Source organism: Clostridioides sp. ZZV15-6598, from assembly GCF_020657705.1.
Taxonomy (GTDB): Bacteria; Bacillota; Clostridia; order Peptostreptococcales; family Peptostreptococcaceae; genus Clostridioides; species Clostridioides difficile_F.
In genome coordinates this window covers 22437-45814 of record NZ_JAGWCS010000016.1, presented here as the reverse complement: position 1 = coordinate 45814, position 23378 = coordinate 22437, and the positions used below count along the sequence as shown (strand labels likewise).

Annotated in this window: 23 protein-coding genes and 1 riboswitch; of the genes, 21 read left to right on the top strand and 2 right to left on the bottom strand. The window is 29.9% G+C overall.

The genetic code is table 11. The annotated features are described in order from the left end of the window. The first annotated feature begins 145 nt into the window (after positions 1 to 145). From saoD to saoL, 9 genes are all read left to right on the top strand, one after another. Complete coding sequence (gene saoD / locus KGF50_RS05145; RefSeq protein WP_227847103.1) at positions 146 to 478, top strand: DsrE-related protein SaoD; 333 nt, start codon at positions 146 to 148, stop codon at positions 476 to 478. Between the two features lie 86 nt (positions 479 to 564). Then, positions 565 to 822, top strand: coding sequence for a thioredoxin-like (seleno)protein SaoT (gene saoT / locus KGF50_RS05140; RefSeq protein ID WP_255654769.1), 258 nt, complete (start codon positions 565 to 567; stop codon positions 820 to 822). Between the two features lie 26 nt (positions 823 to 848). Further along, positions 849 to 1934 (top strand): efflux transporter SaoE, encoded by a 1086-nt coding sequence (gene saoE, locus KGF50_RS05135; protein ID WP_227847101.1) that lies wholly within the window; start codon positions 849 to 851, stop codon positions 1932 to 1934. Further along, positions 1927 to 2385, top strand: coding sequence for a Cys-Cys-COOH (seleno)protein SaoC (saoC, locus tag KGF50_RS05130; RefSeq protein WP_227847100.1), 459 nt, complete (start codon positions 1927 to 1929; stop codon positions 2383 to 2385). The genes saoE and saoC overlap by 8 nt, the downstream gene beginning before the upstream one ends. Positions 2386 to 2414: 29 nt before the next feature. Then, entirely contained in the window at positions 2415 to 3503 is a 1089-nt protein-coding gene (saoX, locus tag KGF50_RS05125; protein WP_227847099.1) for an ABC transporter substrate-binding subunit SaoX, read from the top strand. A gap of 4 nt (positions 3504 to 3507) precedes the next feature. Next, positions 3508 to 4305: an ABC transporter substrate-binding (seleno)protein SaoB gene (saoB, locus tag KGF50_RS05115; protein WP_255654768.1), complete on the top strand. Its 798-nt coding sequence runs from the start codon at positions 3508 to 3510 to the stop codon at positions 4303 to 4305. Then, the gene (gene saoP, locus KGF50_RS05110) at positions 4266 to 5072 is read left to right on the top strand and encodes an ABC transporter permease subunit SaoP (protein WP_255654767.1); all 807 of its coding nucleotides are present in this window, start codon (positions 4266 to 4268) and stop codon (positions 5070 to 5072) included. The genes saoB and saoP overlap by 40 nt, the downstream gene beginning before the upstream one ends. Then, positions 5072 to 5824: an ABC transporter ATP-binding protein SaoA gene (gene saoA, locus KGF50_RS05100; RefSeq protein WP_227847096.1), complete on the top strand. Its 753-nt coding sequence runs from the start codon at positions 5072 to 5074 to the stop codon at positions 5822 to 5824. The genes saoP and saoA overlap by 1 nt, the downstream gene beginning before the upstream one ends. Positions 5825 to 5836: 12 nt before the next feature. Further along, a complete protein-coding gene (saoL, locus tag KGF50_RS05095) occupies positions 5837 to 6478 on the top strand; it encodes a MerB-like organometallic lyase SaoL (RefSeq protein WP_255654766.1) in 642 nt (213 codons plus the stop codon). Between the two features lie 137 nt (positions 6479 to 6615). On the opposite strand, the gene yidA is transcribed toward saoL, so the two are convergent. Continuing rightward, positions 6616 to 7437, bottom strand: coding sequence for a sugar-phosphatase (gene yidA / locus KGF50_RS05085; RefSeq protein WP_227847093.1), 822 nt, complete (start codon positions 7435 to 7437; stop codon positions 6616 to 6618). A gap of 507 nt (positions 7438 to 7944) precedes the next feature. Between yidA and KGF50_RS05080 the strand changes: the two genes are divergently transcribed. The 11 genes from KGF50_RS05080 to KGF50_RS05030 all read left to right on the top strand — a co-directional run bounded on the left by KGF50_RS05080 (position 7945) and on the right by KGF50_RS05030 (position 20466). After that, on the top strand, positions 7945 to 9639 hold the full coding sequence (locus KGF50_RS05080; protein ID WP_227847092.1) for a M3 family oligoendopeptidase: 1695 nt from the start codon (positions 7945 to 7947) through the stop codon (positions 9637 to 9639). Positions 9640 to 9957: 318 nt separating this feature from the next. Further along, positions 9958 to 10069: riboswitch (glycine riboswitch) on the top strand. A gap of 103 nt (positions 10070 to 10172) precedes the next feature. Next, a complete protein-coding gene (locus KGF50_RS05075; protein ID WP_227847091.1) occupies positions 10173 to 10544 on the top strand; it encodes a GrdX family protein in 372 nt (123 codons plus the stop codon). Between the two features lie 96 nt (positions 10545 to 10640). Then, on the top strand, positions 10641 to 11588 hold the full coding sequence (gene trxB, locus KGF50_RS05070; RefSeq protein ID WP_227847090.1) for a thioredoxin-disulfide reductase: 948 nt from the start codon (positions 10641 to 10643) through the stop codon (positions 11586 to 11588). A gap of 76 nt (positions 11589 to 11664) precedes the next feature. Continuing rightward, a complete protein-coding gene (trxA, locus tag KGF50_RS05065; protein ID WP_227847089.1) occupies positions 11665 to 11982 on the top strand; it encodes a thioredoxin TrxA in 318 nt (105 codons plus the stop codon). A 267-nt stretch (positions 11983 to 12249) separates the two neighbouring features. After that, entirely contained in the window at positions 12250 to 13536 is a 1287-nt protein-coding gene (locus tag KGF50_RS05060; protein ID WP_227847088.1) for a glycine/sarcosine/betaine reductase component B subunit, read from the top strand. Between the two features lie 134 nt (positions 13537 to 13670). Further along, positions 13671 to 14144 carry a glycine/sarcosine/betaine reductase complex selenoprotein A gene (gene grdA, locus KGF50_RS05055; RefSeq protein WP_227847087.1) on the top strand — a complete coding sequence of 158 codons (474 nt, stop codon included), beginning with the start codon at positions 13671 to 13673 and terminating at the stop codon, positions 14142 to 14144. Between the two features lie 31 nt (positions 14145 to 14175). Continuing rightward, positions 14176 to 15486 (top strand): glycine reductase complex selenoprotein B, encoded by a 1311-nt coding sequence (grdB, locus tag KGF50_RS05050; RefSeq protein ID WP_227847086.1) that lies wholly within the window; start codon positions 14176 to 14178, stop codon positions 15484 to 15486. Positions 15487 to 15739: 253 nt separating this feature from the next. Further along, positions 15740 to 17272: a glycine/sarcosine/betaine reductase complex component C subunit beta gene (grdC, locus tag KGF50_RS05045; protein ID WP_227847085.1), complete on the top strand. Its 1533-nt coding sequence runs from the start codon at positions 15740 to 15742 to the stop codon at positions 17270 to 17272. A gap of 10 nt (positions 17273 to 17282) precedes the next feature. After that, positions 17283 to 18428, top strand: coding sequence for a glycine/sarcosine/betaine reductase complex component C subunit alpha (gene grdD / locus KGF50_RS05040; RefSeq protein ID WP_227847084.1), 1146 nt, complete (start codon positions 17283 to 17285; stop codon positions 18426 to 18428). 243 nt (positions 18429 to 18671) lie between these two features. Continuing rightward, the gene (locus KGF50_RS05035) at positions 18672 to 19751 is read left to right on the top strand and encodes a M24 family metallopeptidase (protein ID WP_227847083.1); all 1080 of its coding nucleotides are present in this window, start codon (positions 18672 to 18674) and stop codon (positions 19749 to 19751) included. A gap of 106 nt (positions 19752 to 19857) precedes the next feature. Next, positions 19858 to 20466 carry a hypothetical protein gene (locus KGF50_RS05030; protein WP_227847082.1) on the top strand — a complete coding sequence of 203 codons (609 nt, stop codon included), beginning with the start codon at positions 19858 to 19860 and terminating at the stop codon, positions 20464 to 20466. Positions 20467 to 20652: 186 nt separating this feature from the next. Here KGF50_RS05030 and KGF50_RS05025 read toward each other — a convergent pair whose 3' ends face one another. Beyond that, positions 20653 to 21525, bottom strand: a complete 873-nt coding sequence (locus tag KGF50_RS05025) for a LysR family transcriptional regulator (RefSeq protein WP_227847081.1) — start codon at positions 21523 to 21525, stop codon at positions 20653 to 20655. Between the two features lie 427 nt (positions 21526 to 21952). Between KGF50_RS05025 and KGF50_RS05020 the strand changes: the two genes are divergently transcribed. Further along, entirely contained in the window at positions 21953 to 23356 is a 1404-nt protein-coding gene (locus KGF50_RS05020) for a hypothetical protein (protein ID WP_227847080.1), read from the top strand. The last annotated feature ends 22 nt before the right edge of the window (positions 23357 to 23378 follow it).

The following is a 23378-nucleotide window of genomic DNA, read 5'->3' as shown; positions in this document are numbered from 1 at the left end:
TAAATAAATATAGATAAATACTATATACAACTTTCATAATATAGTTATTATCAATTTTACAGATAAATACGAATAAACTTATAATATAATTACATATGTAAAATTTTGTATAAAATTTAGAAAAAAAAGTATAGGGGGAATAAAAATGAAAGTAGCTTATATTTTTAGTAGTACTAACACACAAAAAATTCTAGACAAAATGATAATACCACAATTAGAACAAGGAACTCATGGAGTAGATGTCCTAGGGATGTTTTTCTTTATGGATAATACCTTATTTTTGTCTAAAGGTAATCCAGTAGGAGAAAAATTAAGTAAATTACATGAAAAGACAGATATGATAATAATGGCTTGTGACCAGTGCGCTATAGAAAGAGGCATAGAGGATAACTTGGTCGATGGAGCTACAATTGGATGTTTCCCAAATTTATATGCTTGTTTAGGTGGTGCAGGTGTGGACCAAGTTATAACATTATAAAATCTTGAGGTATACAATCCATAGAAAAATTTTTCTGTGGATTATTTTAAGTAAAAGATAAATTGTTTAGAGTAGGGGATGGAGAAATGGACAAAATTTTAGTTGAATTCATAAATACCTGACCATCTTGTGATGAGCATGGAGTGTTTATAAAAAAAATGTCTGAGAAGTATACTAATAAATTAGAAGTAAAACTTTACCAAGCAGGTAAAGATTTCTCATATGTCAAGAAGTATGGAATCATAACAAAAGGAACATTAATAATAAACCAAAAAAAGAAGTACGATAGATTAAATAAAGATACCATCGAAAAGGCAATAGTAGAAGCTATAAATAATAGTTAAAAGTTTAAAAATTAGGAGCAGTAAAAATGAATATAATAGAAATTGTTTTAAGTGGAGTGAAAAACACTGTAGTAGCTTCTATAGTTACACTAAATGGGGCATCGGGATGGCTTATGATAAGTTTTATATTGGCAGGAGTTCTTCACAATGTTTTAACGCCAAAAAGGTTTCAAAAACAACTTGGAAATAAGAAGTTTTCATCTTTGATTAAAAGCACTATTTCAGGAATGTTTTTACCAATTTGCAGTTGTGGTGTAATACCACTTGGAATAAGTATGTACTATTCGGGAGCATACTTAGGGCCAGTACTTGCCTTTATGACATCAACTCCAATAATAAATCCAATAGCTGTAGTTCTTTGCTTAGGTCTTTTGGGACCTAAAATTACAATCATTTATCTTATATCTGGATTTTTAGTACCATTTTTAGTAGGCGTTTTGGGGAATACTTTTGGAAAAGAAGAATTATTTCTGCAAAATGACTCAGATGAAGAAGCTATAGAATTAGAAGAAGAAAAGAAAAGCTTTATAGAAAATATGATTGATGGGCTTAAATGGTCTTTTGGAGAGTTAGCACTTACTATTAGTAAATATGTAATAATGGGGATGCTTTTTGCGGGATTTATAACAACAATTTTTCCAAATAGTATAATTCAAAAATATTTAGGAAATCCAGGTTTACTATCTCTTGGAAGTATATCAATACTTGCATGTGTTATGTATGTGTGTGCTGTAGGACATATTCCATTTATAGCAGCTCTTGTTGCAAGTGGAGCATCTCCTGGGATAGCGATAACATTTTTGATAGCTGGGGCAGCGACAAACTTACCAGAACTTATAAGTATGTGTAAACTTATTGGAAAAAGAACTGTTGTTATATATTCAGTTACGCTGACACTCTGTTCAATAATAATAGGTTATATAACAAATTTACTTTTGGCAAACAACAATACTGTGAATTTAGAGACAACAAATTCTTCAATACAATTAGCAAATAAACTAATGTTAAATATACCAGATAGTTTTGAATATATATGCACTATTTTAATTATTTTATTTGCACTTAAAGCAGTAATACCAAAGATGAAAGAGGTCATAGGAAATCATGCTTAAAAAGGTAGTTATAATATCATGTGTAGTAATTGCATTAATAGTTTTATCAAGGGTAGTGGATGATAACCTTAAACAAAATGACTCTATTCCAAATGTAAATCAAGAAACATTAAAATATTTCAAGAAAAATCATAGGGAAGATATAATAACTTGTGCTGAAGAAGATTTAAATAATGATGGAAAAAAAGATTTAGTAGTTATATATAAAAAAGGTAATAATTCAAATGAAATGGTAGTGGTAGTTTCTGATAAAGATGGTCATTATATAACAAAACCAATACCAGCACCTATAGAGAATCAAACTATAACTTTTAAAAATATTGATGAGAAGCCACCAATAGAAGTAATAGTGTCAGGTTCTAAAAATGGCAATGTAGGATACGCTATTTATAGAGTAGAGGGTAAAAAACTTGTCGATTTATTTGGAGAAGATATGGACAAGTGTTGCTAAAAATAATACATAAAAGGTGGGTAATTGAAATGAAAGTATCTAAAAAGATTCAAGCATTAATTTTAGTTAGTGTAATGGGAGCATCTATACTAACTGGATGTAGCAGTAAACCGAAAGAAGAGGGGAAAAAAGCTGGAAAGGATGATTATGCGATAACAGTAGGGTATTATAATTGTGACCATATGACAGCTGGACCAGTAGCAGAAGCAGCAGGAATATATAAAGATTTAGGTCTTAATGTAAAAACTGTTGGGAATGGTAAAGTTCCTGAAGCCATGGCAGCAGGAAAGATGGATGCTGGTTATATAGGAACAAAGGGGCTAGTAGGAGCCATACCTAAAGGTTCACCAATAACAATAGCAGCAAATAATCACACAGGTGGGTCTGAATATCTAATAGTTTCAAATGATATAAAAGAGCCTAAGGATTTAGTAGGTAAAAAAATTGCAACAGATATGAGTGATTTCTTGTGGACGAGTGATTATGGACCAGAAACAGGATTACCAACTGATCCATCAAAATATGAAGTTGTAAATATGGATTCAGATAAAGACAAATATTTAGCTCTTAAAACTGGAAAGATACAAGCATTTACATCTTGTGACCCTTGGGGTTCTGTAGCTGAAAATGATGGAGTAGGAAAAATAATAGCATCAACTCAATATAAAGAAAAAGCTAATGATAAAGAATATAACTGTTGCTCATTCTCATTGAATAAAAACTTTATAAAAGAGCATCCAGATTTAGCAAAACAATTGGTTTTAGCTCATACTAAAGCAATAGAATATATATATACAAATCCAGCAGAAGCAGCTAAAATATTTGCAAAATATTATAATGTAGAAGAAGAAGTTGCACTTAGAACTATTTATAAAAAGACAGTTGGAGAAGGAAGAACTCTTACTTGGAAAGTTACAGGAGAAGAATATAAAAACAATTTACAAATGTATAAAGATTTAAAGGCACTAGATGATATACCTAAATATGAAGATACAATTGATACAAGTTTATTAGATTCTTGTGGGGCAGACGATTTTGATAAGTTTATAAAAGAAAAAGTTAATCCAGAGTTTCCAGAAGGTATGAGCTATGAAGATTGGAAAGCAAAGGTATTATAAATAAATGGAGAGAATAAAAAATATAATAATACTTTTTATCATTATTTTAGGAAGTATATTTATAATATTTTTTAATTTTGAAGATAAAGAAGAAATAAAAGGAAAATTAAGAATAGGGGTATCTGATGATACCTCTGGTTTTGTAATAAATTATATGATAAATAAAGATTACTTTGAAAATATAAAAGTAAGTGATGTAATGGAGACTTTTACAATTAATGATTGCTGAGCAAGTACAATGCAATGGGCTCTGAGTTCAGAGGAAATAGATATAGCAATCATATGTAAAGATGCAGCAAAACAGTATGTAAATGCAACTAGTGAGTTTGAAATTGTTGGTACAGTAGTTCAAAATTCAGATATATTTTTATTAAAGAAGAATAATCCTCAAAAGATAGGAATAATTCAAAATAGAAATTATCAATCTGAATTAGTAAAAAAATACTATGAAAATATAAAAATTTCTCCATTATTAGGTACGGCACTAGCATATGGACTGGAAAGTAATTTAGTAGATGGTGTTGTAATAGACTGTATAAAAGCAATTGGATTAGAAGGAGAAAAAAAATCTACAGCTAAGTTAGGGGACTATGATACCTATGTATTAGTTGTGAATAAGGAGTTTAAGAAAAATAAGTCGTATAGTGATTTTATAAAACTATACAATAAAAGTGTTGATGATTTAAAGAATGAAACTATTTTTAAGAAAGCATTAAAAGAGTATAAGAATATAAGAAATATAGATATGGAGGAAATAAGAAGTTGGAAATTAAAATTTCTAAAGATAGAGGAGATAGAATAGCTAAGAAAAAATCTAAAAGTAGTATGGATATTTTATATAAAATAATACTCTTAGTTATTATATTTTTAGCCTGGCATTTTGCAGCAAAAGATATAGGGAGTTCTTTATTACTCCCAATGCCAGTAGATGTAATAAAAGGTTTCTTTTACTGTGTGACAGATGCAGAGACAGTGACTAATCTACTTATAACACTTCAAAGAGTGCTTAAAGGATTTATGTATGCATTATTGTTTGGACTTCCAATAGGATTTATTATGGGATTTTCTAAGACTTTTGAAAAGCTTTTATCTCCAGTAGTAGATTCTGTAAGACAAGTTCCTATAATGGCATGGGTTCCTCTTACAATAGTATGGTTTGGTATAGGAGATGGCCCAACAATATTTTTAATAGCTTTTTCAGGAGTTTTTCCTATAATTTTAAATACTATTCAAGGTGTAAGAGCAATATCAAAGGATTATTATAATGCTGCTAGAAGTATGGGGGCATCACCAATTGTAATATTTGCAAATGTAATAGTACCAGCATCTCTTCCAGATATATTGACTGGTTCGAGAATTGCCATAAGTACAGGTTGGATGTCTGTTATCTGAGCCGAGTTCATAGCTACGAGTGCCGGTCTCGGTTACTCTATGGTACAAGCTCAGACATTGATGCATACAGATGTATTAATTGGGCTTATGATATTTGCAGCCTTAATAGGATTTATAATAGATAGAGTACTAAAATTTATAAATAAAATCCTTTGTAGATGGAGGTTTGCAGATTAATGAAATTAAGTGTGAAAGATATAAATAAAACATTTGTAAATAACAAAGTACATACAAAGGTTTTGGAAGATATAAGTATAGATATAGAAAATGGTCAATTTGTTTGTCTTTTAGGGCCATCAGGATGTGGAAAAACAACTTTACTTACTATAATAGGTGGATTTCAAAAGGCAGAAAGTGGAGATGTTTTTATAAATGATAAAAAAGTTAAAAAACCAGATATAGATAGAGCTTTTATATTTCAAAACTACGCTCTATTTCCATGGAAGACTATAAGAGGCAATGTTCTATTTCCTATGAAACAGCAGAAAATACCAAAAGAAAAGAGAGAAGAAATGTTGGAAGAACTTTTGGTTATGTCTGATTTAAAAGGGAAAGAAAAGCTGTTTCCTCATCAATTATCTGGAGGAATGAAACAAAGAGTTGCTATGATAAGAGCTTTAGCATGTAATCCTGAAGTATTATTAATGGATGAACCACTAGGAGCAGTTGATTTTCAAATGAGACAAAACTTACAAGAAGAACTTGAAAGAATATGGACCAAAAAGAAAATAACTGCATTAATGGTAACTCATGATGTTGATGAAGCTGTATATATGAGTGATAGAGTTATAGTAATGTCAAGGGATAAGGGAAGGATTCTTGACGATATAAATATAGATATTCCAAGACCTAGAGCTAGAGGGAGCCAAGAATATGAAGAATATAAGAATAAATTAACTGACATTTTGTCAAAATGTTATGATGTTTAAAGAGGAGTGGAAATGAGTCAAATAGAAAAATACAATAGTTTAGATGACACACAACGAAAAATAAGAATATATATTATGGATATGATAATAGATAAATGTTCTAGTGTTACACTTAAAGAAGTAATTGGACATATAAGTGAAAATTTAAATTTAGAAAAAGAGTATATAGAAACTACACTAAAACATTTTATTGATAAAAATATAATGGTTGTTGATGAAGATAGTATAAATTTTATATATCCAGTATCAGCATTACCTACTAATCATAAAGTTACATTAAGTGATAATAGAAGCTTTAGTGCAATGTGTGCTATAGATGCGATAGGGACTTCTTGTACATTTAATCAAGATGTAAGAATAAATTCTATCTGTAGTGCCACAGGCAAAGAAGTAGAAATATTTATAAAAGATGAAAAAATTGAATATGTAAACAATCCAGATTTAAGAGTGCTTCATATAAACCTTGATAAGCATTCAAATTGGGCAGCAAGTTGCTGAAATGTAATGAATTTCTTCTGGACGAAGAATGATTTTGATATGTGGACAAAAGAAGCAGGATTATCAGATGATGAAGATATATATTGTTTGGATATTAATGAAGCAATAGTAGAGTCATATAAAATATTTAAACTTGAACAAAAAGTATTAGTATAAGAATATATCTATCAAAAACTAAAAATATCCTTTAGACAAAATCTCTATACAATACAAGTAATATACACTATTAGTACTTGACATATATATGAGATGGATTTAAATCTAAAGGGATATTTTTAGTTTTTTTTAGATATTTAGATAGCTTTATTAAGTATATATTTGTTTATAACCTTTGCAACTCCATTTTCATTGTTGGTATCAGTAACATAATCAGCAATTTCTTTTATACTACTACGTGCATTTCCCATAGCCACACCAAGTCCTGCATATTTTATCATATGTTGGTCATTTTCTTCATCACCAACAGCAATAGCATTTTCTATAGGTATATTTAGATTGTTACATAATGTTTGAAGTGCAGTACCCTTATTAGTAGTTTTACCTAAAAATTCTAAATAAAAAGGGGCAGACCTTACTATAGTATATCTATTGAATAAATTCTTAGGAAGTTGTTTTATAATTTCTTCTAATCTTTCTGGTTCATCAACTATCATGACCTTACAGATTTTAATAGATTTATCAATTTTATCTTTGTGTATATATTTAACTTCTATATCGTTTAATTTAGCTTCATGAAGTGTGTACTTACCAGGCGTTTCGTTTGGCGTGACTAAATTTGTCATTGTATTTATGTGTATTTTGGTATTATATTTTTTACAAACATTGTTGTATATAAAATCGAAGTCATCTAAAGTCATCTCTACATCATGTATTATTTTTTCACTTTTAACCTCTTGAATTATAGCTCCATTGAAGCATATAACATAATCACCTTCGTCTGTTAGGTTTAATTGGTTTAAAAGTCCCTTGACACCAGGAAGGGGTCTACCTGTTGTTATAACTACTTTAGCTCCAGCCTTCTTTGCTTCTTGAATAGATTCAAATACTTCAGGAGTAACTTTTCTTTTTGTATTTAATATTGTTCCATCAATATCTAGTGCGATTAATTTGTACATATCAACCTCCAGTAAATTATATCCTTAATTTTCTAATGAAAACGTTGGCACAGCTAGTGTTGAACAAAATTTCAGTAGAAAATTTAATGTGTATATTATTATACCAAGAGATAAGGAATTTAGAAAGTTTAATAGTATTAATTTTTTGATAAAATTATTACTTATATAACATATTCATGTAATATTGTATCTTTTATAAGTGTATAAATGTTAACTGTAAAAAATGGTATCGTTTGCATTTTGATATAGATATAAGCTTCTATTATAAATGATAGTAGCTTTATATGAAAATTTTATTAAAGTTTGCACAGTGATTAGTTTTATTCTATAAAATATTGTAATTAGAATAATCATATGTTATTATTCAACATGATTACAATGTAAATATTATTCAAAATAATGATTTATAAAGTCATAGTAGTATATAATGCATGTAAATAATAGCATGTAATACATATAAAACTATATTTATAATATAAAGAACAAATTTATGAAGGAGAGTTTTAAATGAAGTTTTCAGAGTTTAAGTATGAAAGACCAAATTATGATAGTATAAAAAAAGAATTTTTAAAGTGTGTAGAAGAAATAGATAATTCTTGTTGTTATGATGAACAACAAGAAAATATACATAAAATTAATTTGTTGAGAAATAAAATAGAAACGTTGTCAAACATAGCATCCATAAGATACAGTATAAATACTCTTAATAAACTCTATCAAGAGGAAAAAAATTATTGGGACGAATACATGCCTTTATATGAAGAATTAAATTCATATTTTTATAATATTATAGTAAATTCAAAATTTAAAACTAATTTAAAAAAAGAATTTGGAGAACAATTTTTTACAATAGTAGATTATTCTTTAAAAAGTTTTTCCAAAGAGATAATAAAGGAATTACAAGAAGAAAATAAATTGTGTTCAGAGTATACTAAACTTTTAGCATCTGCACAGATAATGTTTGAAGGAGAAGAAAGAAACTTATCTGGTATGGGAATATTTATGAGTTCTAAGTCTAGAAAAACAAGGGAATTAGCAAATAAGGCATATTATAATTTCTTTGAAGAAAATGAATCTAAATTTGATGATATATTTGATAAATTAGTTAAACTTAGAGATAAAATAGCAAAAAAACTAGGTTTTGAAAACTTTGTAGAGCTTGGATATATTAGAATGATGAGAAGTAATTACAGAGAAGATAGGATTGAAAATTTTAGAAAACAAGTACTAAAATATATTGTGCCACTAGCTGATGAACTTTATGAAAAGCAAGCTAAGAGAATAGGCTTAGAATCTTTGAGTTACATAGATGAAGACTTAGAATTTTTAACAGGAAATGCAACTTTAAAGGGAAATTCAGAATACATAATTAAAAATGGAAAAAGAATGTATGCTGAGTTATCTAAAGAAACTGATGAATTTTTTAATTTTATGTTAGAAAATGAACTTATGGATTTAGAAACAAAGAAAGGAAAAGGGGCTGGTGGATACTGTACCTATATACCTGACTATAAGTCGCCATTTATTTTTTCTAACTTTAATCAAACATCTGATGATATAGATGTATTGACGCATGAGGCAGGTCATGCATTTCAATTGTATATGTCCAGATGGATTGAGATGCCAGAGATTAATTTTCCGACACTGGATAGTTGCGAAATTCATTCAATGAGTATGGAATTTATAACATGGCCATGGATGGAGTTATTTTTTAAGGAAGATACAGATAAATACAAGTTTACTCATTTATCGTCTGCAATTAAATTTATACCTTATGGAGTAGTTGTTGATGAATTTCAGCATTATATTTATAAAAATCCTAATATCGACAAATCAAAAAGAAAAGAAATATGGAGATTTTTAGAGAAAAAATACTTACCACATAGAAATTATGATGATAATCCTTTTTTAGAACGAGGTTGTTGGTGGTTTAAACAAGGTCACATATTTAAAAATCCTTTTTACTATATAGACTATGCATTAGCTCAAATTTGTGCATTACAATTCTGGGATAAAATGATTAAAGATAAAGAATCTGGATGGAATGATTATATAAACATCTGTAAAGTAGGAGGAACAAAGTCGTTTTTAGATATTGTAAGTATAGGAAATCTATATTCTCCATTTGATAATGAGTGTATAAAATCTGTTATAGATGATGTAAAATCATGGTTTGATGAAATAAATGACATCAATTTGTAAAAAATTATGAGAAATACATTCTGTAAGAGCAAGAATTAAAAAAATATACCTTTCTTACAAAAATGGTTATATTTTTAATTAATCTGAAATAATAAACCAAAAAAGATTTGTACTTAAAAAAAAAAGAAAATACGGGAAATATGTAATATCAACATTTGGAAAAAAAAGTAAAAATGTATACAAAATACATATAAAAAAACTATTGCAAATTTTATAGAATGTTTATATACTTAAGTCAACAGAGATAGAAAAAAGCTATTTATAAAAATAAAAGATAAATTGCTAACTTTTCAATTTTCTGAAAATATAATAATCCGGGCGAAGAGTATGGGAGACTGCTTTATAAAAAAGCGACCGAAGGGACAAATTTAATCTTACATACCCAGAAGATTAAATGAAATTCTCAGGTAAAGATGACTGTATTTGGACGGGTCTCTGAAAATGATTTTAACAGGGAAGACAAATTGGGAGATTTGTTTTTCCTGTTTTTTATTTATCGAGTAATAAATAAAAATTTGAAAGAGAGTAAAAAAATGATAATAATTACAAATAATCCAAAAGTAAAAGAAGAAGTTCAAGACAGAGAAGTTTTATTTAAAGATACAACTTACATTGGAATCTTAGAAACAAGTAGAGATTTGATACATGAAGGATATGAACTTTTATCTCATCCACTATATGGGAGTGTAAAACCAAATGAAACACCTTACAGAACAGTTATACTAAAACAAGGAAATCGTTTGGATATAAACTCTTTAACCTTAATTGAAGAAGCAATCATCACTGCAAGTAAATTTCAGAATAATAAAAAGACTCCAAGATGGACAGAAAGTGTTCAAGATGACTTTAGAGTAATTGACTATGATATATTTTATAATACAATACAAAGAATGCAGTATGAATAAATGAGTTTGTTAAAAAGTTATTAAAAAAGTCTAAATATTAAATATGATTTAATATTAAATAAAAGTAAGAAATTTAATTAGGGAGGATAAGTCAAGATGGAAAATGTGTATGACTTAGTAATAATTGGTTCAGGACCAGCAGGACTTGCAGCAGGTCTTTATGGAGCAAGAGCAAAGATGAAAACTCTAATCCTAGAAAAAGATAAGACTGGTGGGCAAATTGTAATAACACATGAAATTGCAAATTATCCAGGGTCAGTTCCAAATGCAACAGGACCAAGTCTAATAGCTAGAATGGTTGAGCAATGTAAAGAGTTCGGAGCAGAAATGTTAAGAGACAACATTGTAGATACTGAGCTAGATGGAGATATAAAAGTTTTAAAAGGACAAAAGGCAGAATATAGAGCAAAAGCAGTAATAATAGGGACAGGAGCAACACCAAGAAAAATTGGTTGCCCAGGAGAAAAAGAACTTACTGGTAAAGGGGTTTCATATTGTGCAACTTGTGATGCAGATTTCTTTGAAGACTTTGAAGTATTTGTTGTAGGTGGAGGAGACAGTGCATTAGAGGAAGCAATGTACTTAACTAAATTTGCTAGAAAAGTAACGATTGTACATAGAAGACAAGGGTTTAGATGTGCTAAAAGTGTTGAAGAAAAAGCAAAGGCTAATCCAAAGATAGAGTTTTTACTAGATACAGTAATAGAAGAAATAAAAGGTGATGGAATATTAGAATCAGTTGTATTTAAAAACAAAGTTACTGGGGAGACTCATGAATACTTTGCAGATGAAGAAGATGGAACAATGGGAGTATTTGTTTTCGTTGGATTAGATGCTCAAACTGATTTATTCAAAGGGAAAGTTGATATGGATGAAAAAGGTTATATAATAACTGATGAAGATATGAGAACTAATATACCAGGTGTATTTGCAGCAGGTGATTGTAGATCTAAGACTCTAAGACAGGTTGTAACTGCAACTAATGATGGAGCAATTGCATCTATAGTAGCTGAGAAATACATTGATGAAAAGTTTGAAAACTAAAAATCTGTAAAGTAAAGTCGATGGATAATATTTAAAATATTAAAATAAAATAAAAATTTCAAGGGGGAACATGAAAATGTTAGATTTAGATAAAAGTACTTTTGATGAAGAAGTTTTAAACGCAGAAGGTTTTGTATTTGTTGATTTCTGGAGTGAGGGTTGTGAACCTTGTAAAGCTTTAATGCCAGATGTTCATAAATTAGCTGAAACTTATGGGGATAAAATAAAGTTCTGTAAAATGGATACAACAAAAGCTAGAAGATTAGCTATAAAACAAAAAGTATTAGGGCTTCCAACTATGGCTATATATAAAGATGGAGAAAAAGTAGACGAAGTTACTAAGGATGATGCTACAATTCCTAATATAGAAGACATGATTAAAAAATACCTTTAATATGTTGATATAATGTTAACAATAAAAGAAAAAAATCTATTTAAGTCTAGAAGTAGAGTAAAAAGGATTTTTATGTCTTAGTTTGTTAAAAAAATAATTTTAAATAAAATATTTTTTTTACGATAAAGAATTTTTAGTAATAAAACAAATATCAAGACATAAAAGTACAGTATGAAAACATCTTTAAAATAAGTTAGAAAATATTGATATAACTTTGAGAAAAACTCAAATGCATATATACAAAATTAAATAACAGGAGGTGCAAGTATGCGTCTTGAATTAGGGAAAATCTTTATAAAAGATATTCAATTTGGTGATGTAACAGAAGTGAAAGATGGAGTATTATTCATCAATAAGCAAGAGATGCTACAAGAAATTGGTGGAGATGAGCATATTAAGTCTATAGATATAGAATTAGCTCGTCCAGGTGAAAGCGTAAGAATAACACCTGTAAAAGATGTTATTGAGCCAAGAGTAAAAGTTGAAGGTGATGGGGGAATATTCCCAGGTATCATATCCAAGGTTGACACTGTAGGAGAAGGAAAAACTCACGCTTTAAAAGGTGTAGCTGTTGTAACTACTGGAAAGATAGTAGGTTTCCAAGAAGGTATAGTAGATATGACTGGAGAAGGAGCTAAATACACTCCATTTTCTAAATTAAATAATGTAGTAGTAGTAGCTGAACCTATTGATGGTTTAAAACAATATGCTCATGAGAAAGCTGTTAGAATGATAGGATTCAAAGCAGCAATGTATTTAGGAGAAGCAGCAAGAAATCTTACTCCAGATGAAGTTTCAGTATATGAAACTAAACCTCTTCTTGAGTCAATAAAAGAGTATCCAGAACTTCCAAAAGTAGGATATGTTTACATGCTTCAAACTCAAGGATTATTACATGACACTTATGTATATGGTGTAGATGCAAAACAAATAGTGCCAACATTATTATATCCAACAGAATTAATGGACGGAGCAATTGTAAGTGGTAACTGTGTTTCTGCATGTGACAAAAATCCAAGTTATGTTCATATAAACAATGGAGTAGTTGAAGATTTATATGCAAGACATGGTAAAGATATAAATTTTGTAGGTGTAATTATAACTAATGAAAATGTTTACCTAGCAGACAAAGAAAGATCTTCAAACTGGACTTCTAAGTTATGTAAATACTTAGGATTAGATGCAGTTATAGTTTCACAAGAAGGTTTTGGAAATCCAGATACTGACCTTATTATGAACTGTAAAAAAATAGAAATGCAAGGTGTAAAAACAGTTATAGTTACAGATGAATATGCTGGACGTGATGGAGGTTCTCAATCACTTGCAGATGCAGATGTAAGAGCAGATGCTGTTGTAACAGGTGGAAATGCTAACCAAGTTGTAGTACTTCCTAAGTTAGATAAGGTAATTGGTCATTTAGAAGTAGTAGATGTAATAGCTGGTGGTTCTGATGGAAGCTTAAAAGCTGATGGAACTATTGAGGTTGAAATACAAGCTATAACAGGTGCAACTAATGAAACAGGATTTGGTCATTTAACTGCTAAAGGATATTAAGACTTATTTCATTAAACGATTTAGTAATATTATGATTGAGTAATATCAATTAAAAAGATTGTAAATAAATTTATCAAAACATAATGAATGTTATAGATATATAAATAATTAGAAATATAATAAGGAGGATTATTATGAGTTTACTTAGTAATAAAAAGGTTCTTATAATAGGTGACCGTGATGGTATACCAGGACCTGCGATAGAAGAATGTGTAAAAACAGTAGAAGGAGCAGAGGTTGTTTTCTCATCTACAGAATGCTTTGTCTGAACAGCTGCTGGGGCTATGGACTTAGAAAATCAAAACAGAGTTAAAGAAGCTGCTGATAAATTCGGAGCTGAAAATGTTGTGATTTTACTAGGTGCTGCTGAAGCCGAAGCTGCAGGTCTTGCAGCCGAAACAGTAACTGCGGGGGATCCAACTTTCGCTGGACCACTTGCTGGAGTTGCCTTAGGATTAAATGTCTACCACGTTGTAGAGGAACAAATGAAAGAATTATTTGATGAAACTGTATATGAAGATCAAATAAGTATGATGGAAATGGTTTTAGAAGTTGAAGAAATAGCAGAAGAAATGTCTGGTATAAGAGAAGAATTTTGCAAATTTTAATGCCTAAAAGCAAAAGGGGTGAAACTAAGAGATGGGAAAACTAAGAGCAGTACATTATATTAATCAGTTCTTTGCTGGTATAGGTGGAGAAGAAAAAGCTGATACTAAGCCACATGTGGCAGAAACTTTACCTCCAATAAGTTTACAACTTGATAAATTATTAGGTGAAGATATTGAAATAGTTGGTACAGTAGTGTGCGGAGATAGTTATTTCAATGAAAATATAGATAGCGCAAGTGAAGAAGTTTTAGCAATGATAAAAGGTTTTGAACCACAACTTTTCATAGCTGGGCCTGCATTTAATGCTGGTAGATATGGAGTTGCTGCTGGAACAATAACTAAAGTTGTAAAAGAGGCTTTAAATATACCAGCTTTAACAGGTATGTACATTGAAAATCCAGGTGCAGATATGTTCAAAAAGGATGTTTATGTAGTAGAAACTTCTGATTCTGCAGCAGGCATGAGAAAAGCACTTCCTAAGATAGCCAAACTTGCAATAAAACTTGCTAAAGGTGAAGAAATTGGAACTCCTAAAGAAGAAGGATACATAGCTAGAGGAATAAGAGTTAACTACTTCCATGAAGACAGAGGTTCTAAGAGAGCTGTTGACATGTTAGTTAAGAAAATAAAAGGCGAGCCATTTGAAACTGAATATCCAATGCCAAACTTTGATAGAGTTGACCCAAGTAATCCTGTGAAAGACCTATCAAAATGCAAAATAGCTTTGGTTACTTCTGGTGGTATAGTTCCAAAAGGAAATCCAGATAGAATAGAATCTTCTTCAGCTTCTAAATATGGAACTTATTCTATAGCAGGAGTTATGGATTTAACAGAAGAAACTTATGAAACTGCACATGGTGGGTATGACCCAGTATATGCAAACTTAGATGCAGATAGAGTTTTACCTGTTGATGTACTTAGAGATTTAGAAAAAGAGGGTGTAATTGGAAAATTACATGAAACTTTCTATACAACTGTAGGTAATGGTACATCTGTTGCAAACTCTAAAAAATATGCTTCTGAAATTGGAGCAGCGTTGGTAGCTGATGGTGTAGATGCAGTAATCTTAACTTCTACATGAGGTACTTGTACTCGTTGCGGTGCAACGATGGTAAAAGAAATAGAAAAAACTGGACTTCCAGTAGTTCATATGTGTACAGTAGTACCTATTTCGTTAACAGTAGGGGCTAACAGAATAGTTCCAACTATAGCAATACCTCATCCACTTGGAAATCCAGCACTTGACCATACAGAAGAAAAAGCCCTAAGAAGAGGCCTTGTAGAAAAAGCATTAAACGCTTTAACTACAGAAGTAGATGGTCAAACAGTATTTGAAAAATAAAAATAACACACACATATATTATATAGATAAAAATATAAACACACACTAAAAATAAAAAATAACTATACACAAAAAAAATAATATAGATTTCATGAATGGGTAAATGTGAGTTATTCATTCATGAAATCTTAAAAAATACCAAAATACATAAAAAAATAATAAAATAAAATATACAATAAAATAAAAATATAATAATTGAAGTCTTTAATGAAATTAAAATTAGGTGTTCATAAAATTTATGGAGGTGCACAAAATGACTTATCCAGTTTTAAAAGGGGCAGGCTATGTACTTATTCATACTCCAGATATGATAGTGCAAAATGGAAGTACTTGTACAGTTGAAAGAGCAACAAATCCAGATTCAGAATTTTTACAAGAAGTAGGTAATCATATAAGAAGTTACGAGGATGTAGTTAACTACATGCCAAATCAAGTTTACATAGGAAACAGAAGACCAGAAGAATTAAGAGATTTACCAATGCCATGGTGTGAACAAAAAGTTGAGGGAACTAGAAATGGTAAATTTGGTGAAATAATGCCTCAAGATGAGTTTATAGCTTTAATGCAAATAAGTGATGCATTTGACTTAGTAAAGTTATCACAAGAATTTATTGATGAAGTAAAACCAAAAATCGAAAATAACTACCCTGAAATTGCACCATTTGTAGGAAAATTAAAGGGTGATGATATAGAAGAAGGTAAGGAATTAGTAGCAACACACATAGCAGAAGGATTATACCATGATGGAAAATTCGTTGGCTATGTAAAAAGAGCACATGATGTAGATGTTAACTTAAATGCCCATACAATGTTTGAAAATTTAGTAGTAAAAGCATCTGGAGTTTTATCTGCTATTCAAATGCTAAGACATAGTAAAATAGACCCTGCTGAAATAGATTATGTTATTGAGTGTTCAGAAGAAGCTTGTGGAGATATAAACCAAAGAGGTGGAGGAAACTTTGCTAAATCAATAGCTGAAATAGCTGGACTTCAAAACGCAACTGGTTCTGATACAAGAGGATTTTGTGCAGCACCAACACATGCATTAATTCAAGCCGCAGCTTTAGTAAAATCTGGAATACACAAAAACGTAATGGTAGTAGCAGGTGGAGCAAGTGCTAAACTTGGAATGAATGCTAAAGATCACGTTAAAAAAGGTCTTCCTGTACTTGAAGATGTTGTTGGAGGATTTGCAGTACTTGTATCTGAAAATGATGGTGTAAATCCAGTTATAAGAACTGACTTAACAGGTAAGCATACAGTGGGAACTGGTTCTTCACCTCAAGCAGTTATGACAGCACTTATAACTTCAGGTCTTGATAGAGCTAATTTAAAAATAACAGACGTTGATGTATATTCAGTTGAAATGCAAAATCCAGATATAACTAAGCCAGCAGGAGCAGGAGACGTTCCAGAAGCAAACTACAAAATGATAGGTGCACTTGCTGTTAAGCGTGGAGACTTAGAGAAGAAAGAATTAAAAGATTTTGTGGCTAATAAAGGATTACCAGGATGGGCACCAACTCAAGGACATATACCATCAGGAGCACCTTATATAGGATTTTTAATAGATGATTTAACTACAGGAGATAGAAATAGAGCTATGATAGTTGGAAAAGGTAGTTTATTCTTAGGAAGAATGACCAACTTATTCGATGGAGTATCTTTTATAGCTGAAAGAAATACAGGTGTTACTGAAGAGACTTCAGGAATATCTAAAGATGAAATTAAGAAGATAATAGCTGAATCTATGAAAAAACTAGCATTAGATATGTTAGAAGAATAGGGGTGAGGATATGTCAAAAAAAGTAATCGCAGATGTATTCTTAGAAGTAGCTAATGCAATAGAAAGCGGCGAATTTGGCAAAAAAATAAGAATTGGTGTGACTACACTTGGAAGTGAACATGGTGTAGAGAACATGGTTAATGGTGCACATTTAGCAAAATCTAATTTATTTGATATAGTACTTATTGGACCAAAAGTGGAAACTGACCTTGAAGTAGTTGAAGTTAATGATGAAAAAGAAATGCATGGAAAAATGGAAGAATTATTAGATTCAGGATATATAGATGCTTGTGTTACTATGCATTATAATTTTCCAATAGGAGTATCTACAGTAGGTAGAGTAATAACTCCAGCAAAAGGAAAAGAAATGATACTTGCAACAACAACAGGAACAAGTGCTACTAATAGAATAGAAGCAATGGTAAGAAATGCTATTTATGGTATTGCTACAGCCAAATCAATGGGAAATAAATGCCCAAAAGTTGGAATACTTAATGTTGATGGAGCTAGACAAGTTGAAAAATGTCTAAAAGAGTTAAAAGATAATGGATATGATATAGAATTTGCAGATTCAATTAGAGCAGATGGTGGATGTGTTATGAGAGGTAATGATTTACTTGTAGGTGCACCTGATATTATGGTTACTGATACATTATCTGGAAATATATTTATGAAAGTATTTTCTTCATATACTACAGGTGGAGACTATGAAGCTCAAGGCTTTGGGTATGGTCCTGGAGTTGGAGAAGACTATGATAGAAGAGTGCTTATAGTATCGAGGGCATCAGGTTCTCCAGTAGTATCTAATGCATTAAAATATGCTTATGATGTTGTAAAGGGAGAAATAAATAATATTGCAAGAAACGAATTTGCAAAAGTTAAAAGTGCAAAATTTGATGATATTATAGCTTCTCTTACTAAAAAAGAAGTTAAAACTGAAAAAATAGAAGTTAAAATGCCAGATAAAGAGGTTGTTACTCGTCAAATAGCTGGTGTTGATATAATGGATTTAGAAGATGCAGTATCTGAACTATGGAAAAATGGAATCTATGCTGAAAGTGGTATGGGTTGTACAGGGCCAATAGTTCTTGTAAATGATGCTAAAGGTGATTTAGCTGTTGAAACTTTAATCAAGGCTGGTTACACTGCAAAATAAATAGAAATCATACATGTAAATGAGGAGGCTGTCTCAAAATAGAGATAAGCCTCTTTTTTATTGTTAAAATGATGAAAATATTATTTGTTGTTACTTATATTAAGTAAAAAATCAGTGGAAATGTATAAATAATATTAAGAACATATGAAAAAATTTTAGAAGTAAAGCATCTATAAGATAAAAAATAACCTTATTAGTGATATAATATAACTAAAGTAAAAATTATTTTTTGGAGGCAAAATCATGAGCAAAGTAGAAAAAGTAGTAGAATTGTTAGAAGCTAAGGGACTTGATGCATTATACTTAACAAAAAAAACAAATGTAAATTACATAAGTGGCTTTCCTGATGAAGAAGCATATGCAGTTATTTGTAAGGATGGAAATTTTTTAGTTACTGATAGTAGATATATGGAGCTTGCGGAAAATGTTTGTAAAGGTTTTGAAATTATAAACTGGCATAATTTTGATAGAAGTGTAGCAAAAGCTGTAAAAAGTGTGTGTGATAAAGTAGGTATAAAAAAGCTTGGATTTGAAAGAACAAATATTGTATTTGATAAATATGAAGAACTTAAAAATCTAGTTGAACAAGATGGAGGAGAATTGATACCTACAGAAAATATTGTAGAGACACTTAGATATATAAAGGACAAAGAAGAAATTAAAAATACAAGAAAAGCTTGTGAAATAGCTGATAAAGCATTAGAAGAATTGGTTCCACATATAAAAGCTGGAGTTACTGAAATAGAATTAGCTACAAAACTAGAATATTTTATGAAAATGAATGGAGCACAAAATATAGGATTTGAAACTATATTGATATCAGGAGCAAAAACTTCATTACTTCATGGTAAACCAAGTGACAAGGTTATAGAAAAAGGTGATTTTGTACTTGTAGATTATGGAGCTATGTACAATGGATATATTTCTGATACAACTAGAACTTTTATAGTTGGAGAAGCCTCTGAAAAACAATTAGAGATTTATAATTTAGTTAAAGAAGCACAAGATGTTGGAGTTGAAAACATGAAGGCTGGTGTACATGCTACAATTCCAGATGCAGAAATAAGAAAAGTTGTTAAGAAGTATGAAGATTACTACTATCAAGGGATAGGACATGGAGTTGGAAGAGATGTTCATGAAGAACCTTTTATTGGTAATTATGGTGATAAAACAATAGAAGAAGGATGTATAATAACAATGGAACCAGGTATTTATTTCCCAGGATGGGGAGGGGTTAGAATAGAAGATACTGTTTTAATTACAAAAAATGGATCTGAGAGACTAACTAAATTCCCTAAAGATTTGATGATTTTAGACAAATAATTTAATTTTTATATGATTTTTTACAAAAAATAATATTGTAATCTCACAATTAAGCCCTCTTTACATATCTTAGTAAAGAGGGCTTAATTGCGAGGTGATAATGTCTATGGACAAAAAACATAAATTTATGAAAAGTATAAAAAAAGCCTGGTATAAAATTAAGTTAATAGATAGATGTCTTATAATTGTCATGGCAATACTCATGTTTGAATCTATATACACTTTGTTTGTCAATGAAGTTAACTCACAAGATACTACTACTATTGATGTAGTGGTAAGAACTACTTCAGCAGCAATATTTGGATACTTTTTAAGTGCCAATTTTATAAGTAGAACTTCAAGAAAAGTTACAAATACTGATGCATATTCAAATATTTTTATAGATGATAATTCTTCTAATAAAGGTCAAGTACCAAGTCAAAACAATATAATGAATGTGAAAAATACTATTGGATTTGAATTAGAAAGTGACAATTATCAAAATAATGATAAAAAAGTGACTGTTAATAATGATGAAGAGATTGAAAGAGGAGAAACTAGTGAATTGCAAATTGTTATAGCTACTGTGATTTGTGTAGTAGCATTAATAGTGCTTTTTATTGTAAGAAATTTTACGACGCCAGCAACAGCATCTCTAGGAACCATTTCACAGATGAGAGACTTTGTCTCTGGATGCGTGGGTTTTTTGTTAGGTTGTCCAAGTAAACCTAATTAAAAATATGAGTATTAAAATAGGTAAAATTAATATTAAAGGTATCAGTATAATAATATTTAAATTATGAATATATATCATTGTAATTCTCTTGAGATAATATATTTTATTGTTATACTGATACTCAAAAATACTTATAATATTTATCAAAATATATATAATGCTATATTTACATAATATGTAGAAATATTAATTTATATGGATAGAAGCCATATATTCAATAAAAAGTTTCATACTATGAGATATATATTGATGTTTTCTCCAAAGAACACCAATATTAGCAGTAATCGCACGTTCTAAAGGAATTGAACAGAGATTTTCGGTATTTTGAAATATTTCTTTATATAGTATCGTTGAAGCTAAATCATTTTCTAATAAATAACGAATAGTAGAAAGCTGATTTGAGTGTAAAATTATATTTGGTTTAACTTTCTCAAGTCTTTTTGTAATAATTTTGTAGTGATAAGAACCTTCAGATAGTATGACAAAAGGAATATTTTTCAACATATAGTTTGAAATAATGGACTGTTTTGCTAATTCATTTTTAGGATTTGTAACTAAATATAATTCTGTTTTATAAATTGTTTTTGAATCTATATCATCATAAATATCACTATCAATTATACCAATGCAAAAATCAAGTGTAGATTCTTCAATCATTTTGGCACCAACAAATGTTGGAACTTCAAAAATTTTAAGCTCAATATCTGGATAAATTACATTAAATCTAGGTAGTATCTTTGAAAGTAAAAAAGTACCTAAAACTGTAGGAATTCCTATTTTAAGAGATGCTTTTCTTTTTTTTCCCAAGTCTAGTGCATCACTTTGAAAATCTTCAAACTGTCTCGTGAAATTTTTTGCCTTATCTAAAAAAATTTTCCCCTCAGGAGTTAAATCTATTTTATTACCTATTCTAAAAAAAAGTTCAAAACCAAGTTCTTTTTCTAATTCTTTAATAGCTAATGTTATAGAAGGCTGAGAAATATGAATACTTTCTGCTGCTTTAGTCATGTTTTTATATTTACAAACAGTTTGAAAATAATATAGATAATTTATGTTCATTGGCTAATAGCTCCTTTCATTTATGTAATTAGTGACAAGTATATAATTAACAACAATATAAGTTTTGTATATTCTTGTAAAAAAATAGAATAGTCTTAAACTATCATAGCATAAGTTTTTGATATTTTCAATCTATTAAGAATAGTGCTATTATTAAATTAACAAAAGATAACAGCTGACATGATTTAGTAAAAAACTATTTGGAACATAGTCATATCAATGAATATTAAAATTTTAACTATCTAAAAATAATTAGTATTTATGCAATTTAACTCTTAACTAAATTGTAACAGAAAAAACTAATATTAGAAGGATGAAATTTTTTTAATTAGAAATGTTAATTTAATAACAAAATATAATTTTGCGAAGTTTGCAAAGAGGGGAGAGATATATTTTTTAATAAATATCGTTAATTTAATAACAAAATATGAAAGGGAGTGGTTTGGTGAAGTTTGAGTTGATGGATTTTTTAATGAACCCTTTTGTCCTTATGTTTGCTGCTGTAATTACAGGAATATTATTTGGAAAAATTAAATTTGGGAAGTTTAATTTTGGAGTTTCAGGAGCATTATTTACAGGATTATTTATTGGATGGCTTGTGTATAGCTTAGGAAATTCAGTAATAGCAAAAGGAGAGACAGCAGCAGGGTATAAGGCGGCAACTATCATGATGGGTAATGGCATTATTTCTTCTGATTTCTTTGATTTTTTTCTAATTATATTTGTCGCAGCAGTTGGTTTATTAGCTGCCAAGGATATGAAAGCTGTACTTAAGAAGTATGGAGCTAGATTTGTGGTTTTAGGAGTTCTTATAACTTTTATAGGAGGCTCTATGACTTATGCAATGACTTTGCTATCAAGTAATAAAGGAAGTAGTGCATATGAGGTTTCTGGTGTTTATACAGGAGCCCTAACAAGTTCTCCTGGTCTAGCTGCTGCTTTAGAAACAGCTGGTAAACATGCAGAAGATGTATCAAAAGAGTTTGAGAAAGCATCAATAGAAGATAAAAAAGAAATATTAAAAGTAGTTGATCCAGAGGGAAAATTGGATGTAGCTACAACTACATCACTAACTCAAGAGCAAATAGATAAGTATATCGCATATGCTGAAGCAGGTGTTGGTATAGGGCATGCAGTTGCATATCCTTTTGGAGTATTAATAGTAATCTTGGGAGTAAATTTCCTTCCTAAAATGTTTAGAATGGACCTTAGAGAAGAAAGAAGAAAATATGAAAAAGAAATGAAAGAAGCTAGAGATAGTGTTGGTGGTAAAACGATACCAGAAGTTCCATTTAATATAATAACATTTTTCTTAACATGTCTTGCTGGATATTTAGTTGGAGGAATACATGTGTTCATGGGTCCATTAGGATACTTTACATTAGGGGCAACTGGTGGCTCTCTAATTGTATCTCTAATACTTGGATATGTAGGTAAGATAGGTGCAGTAAATTTCAGAATGGAAGAAAAAGTATTAAATATTCTAAAACAAATAGGGCTAGTATTTTTCTTAGCAATAGTTGGATTAAGATATGGTGGTAAAGTAGTTGATTCAATTATGACATCTGGTATGCATCTAGCTCTAGTAGCCATAGTAGTAGGAATTACAGCTATGATGATTGGATTTTTAGTTGGTAAGTATGTATTTAAACTAAATTGGATTTTGTTATCTGGAGCTGTCTGTGGTGGTATGACATCAACACCAGGGCTTGGAGCTGCTGTTGATGCTCTTGATAGTGATGACCCAGCAGCGGGGTATGGTGCTACATATCCATTTGCACTGTTAACTAAAGTTATATTGGTTATAGTTTTACACAAACTTCCAATGTAAATTAAGATTTTATATGGGGGGA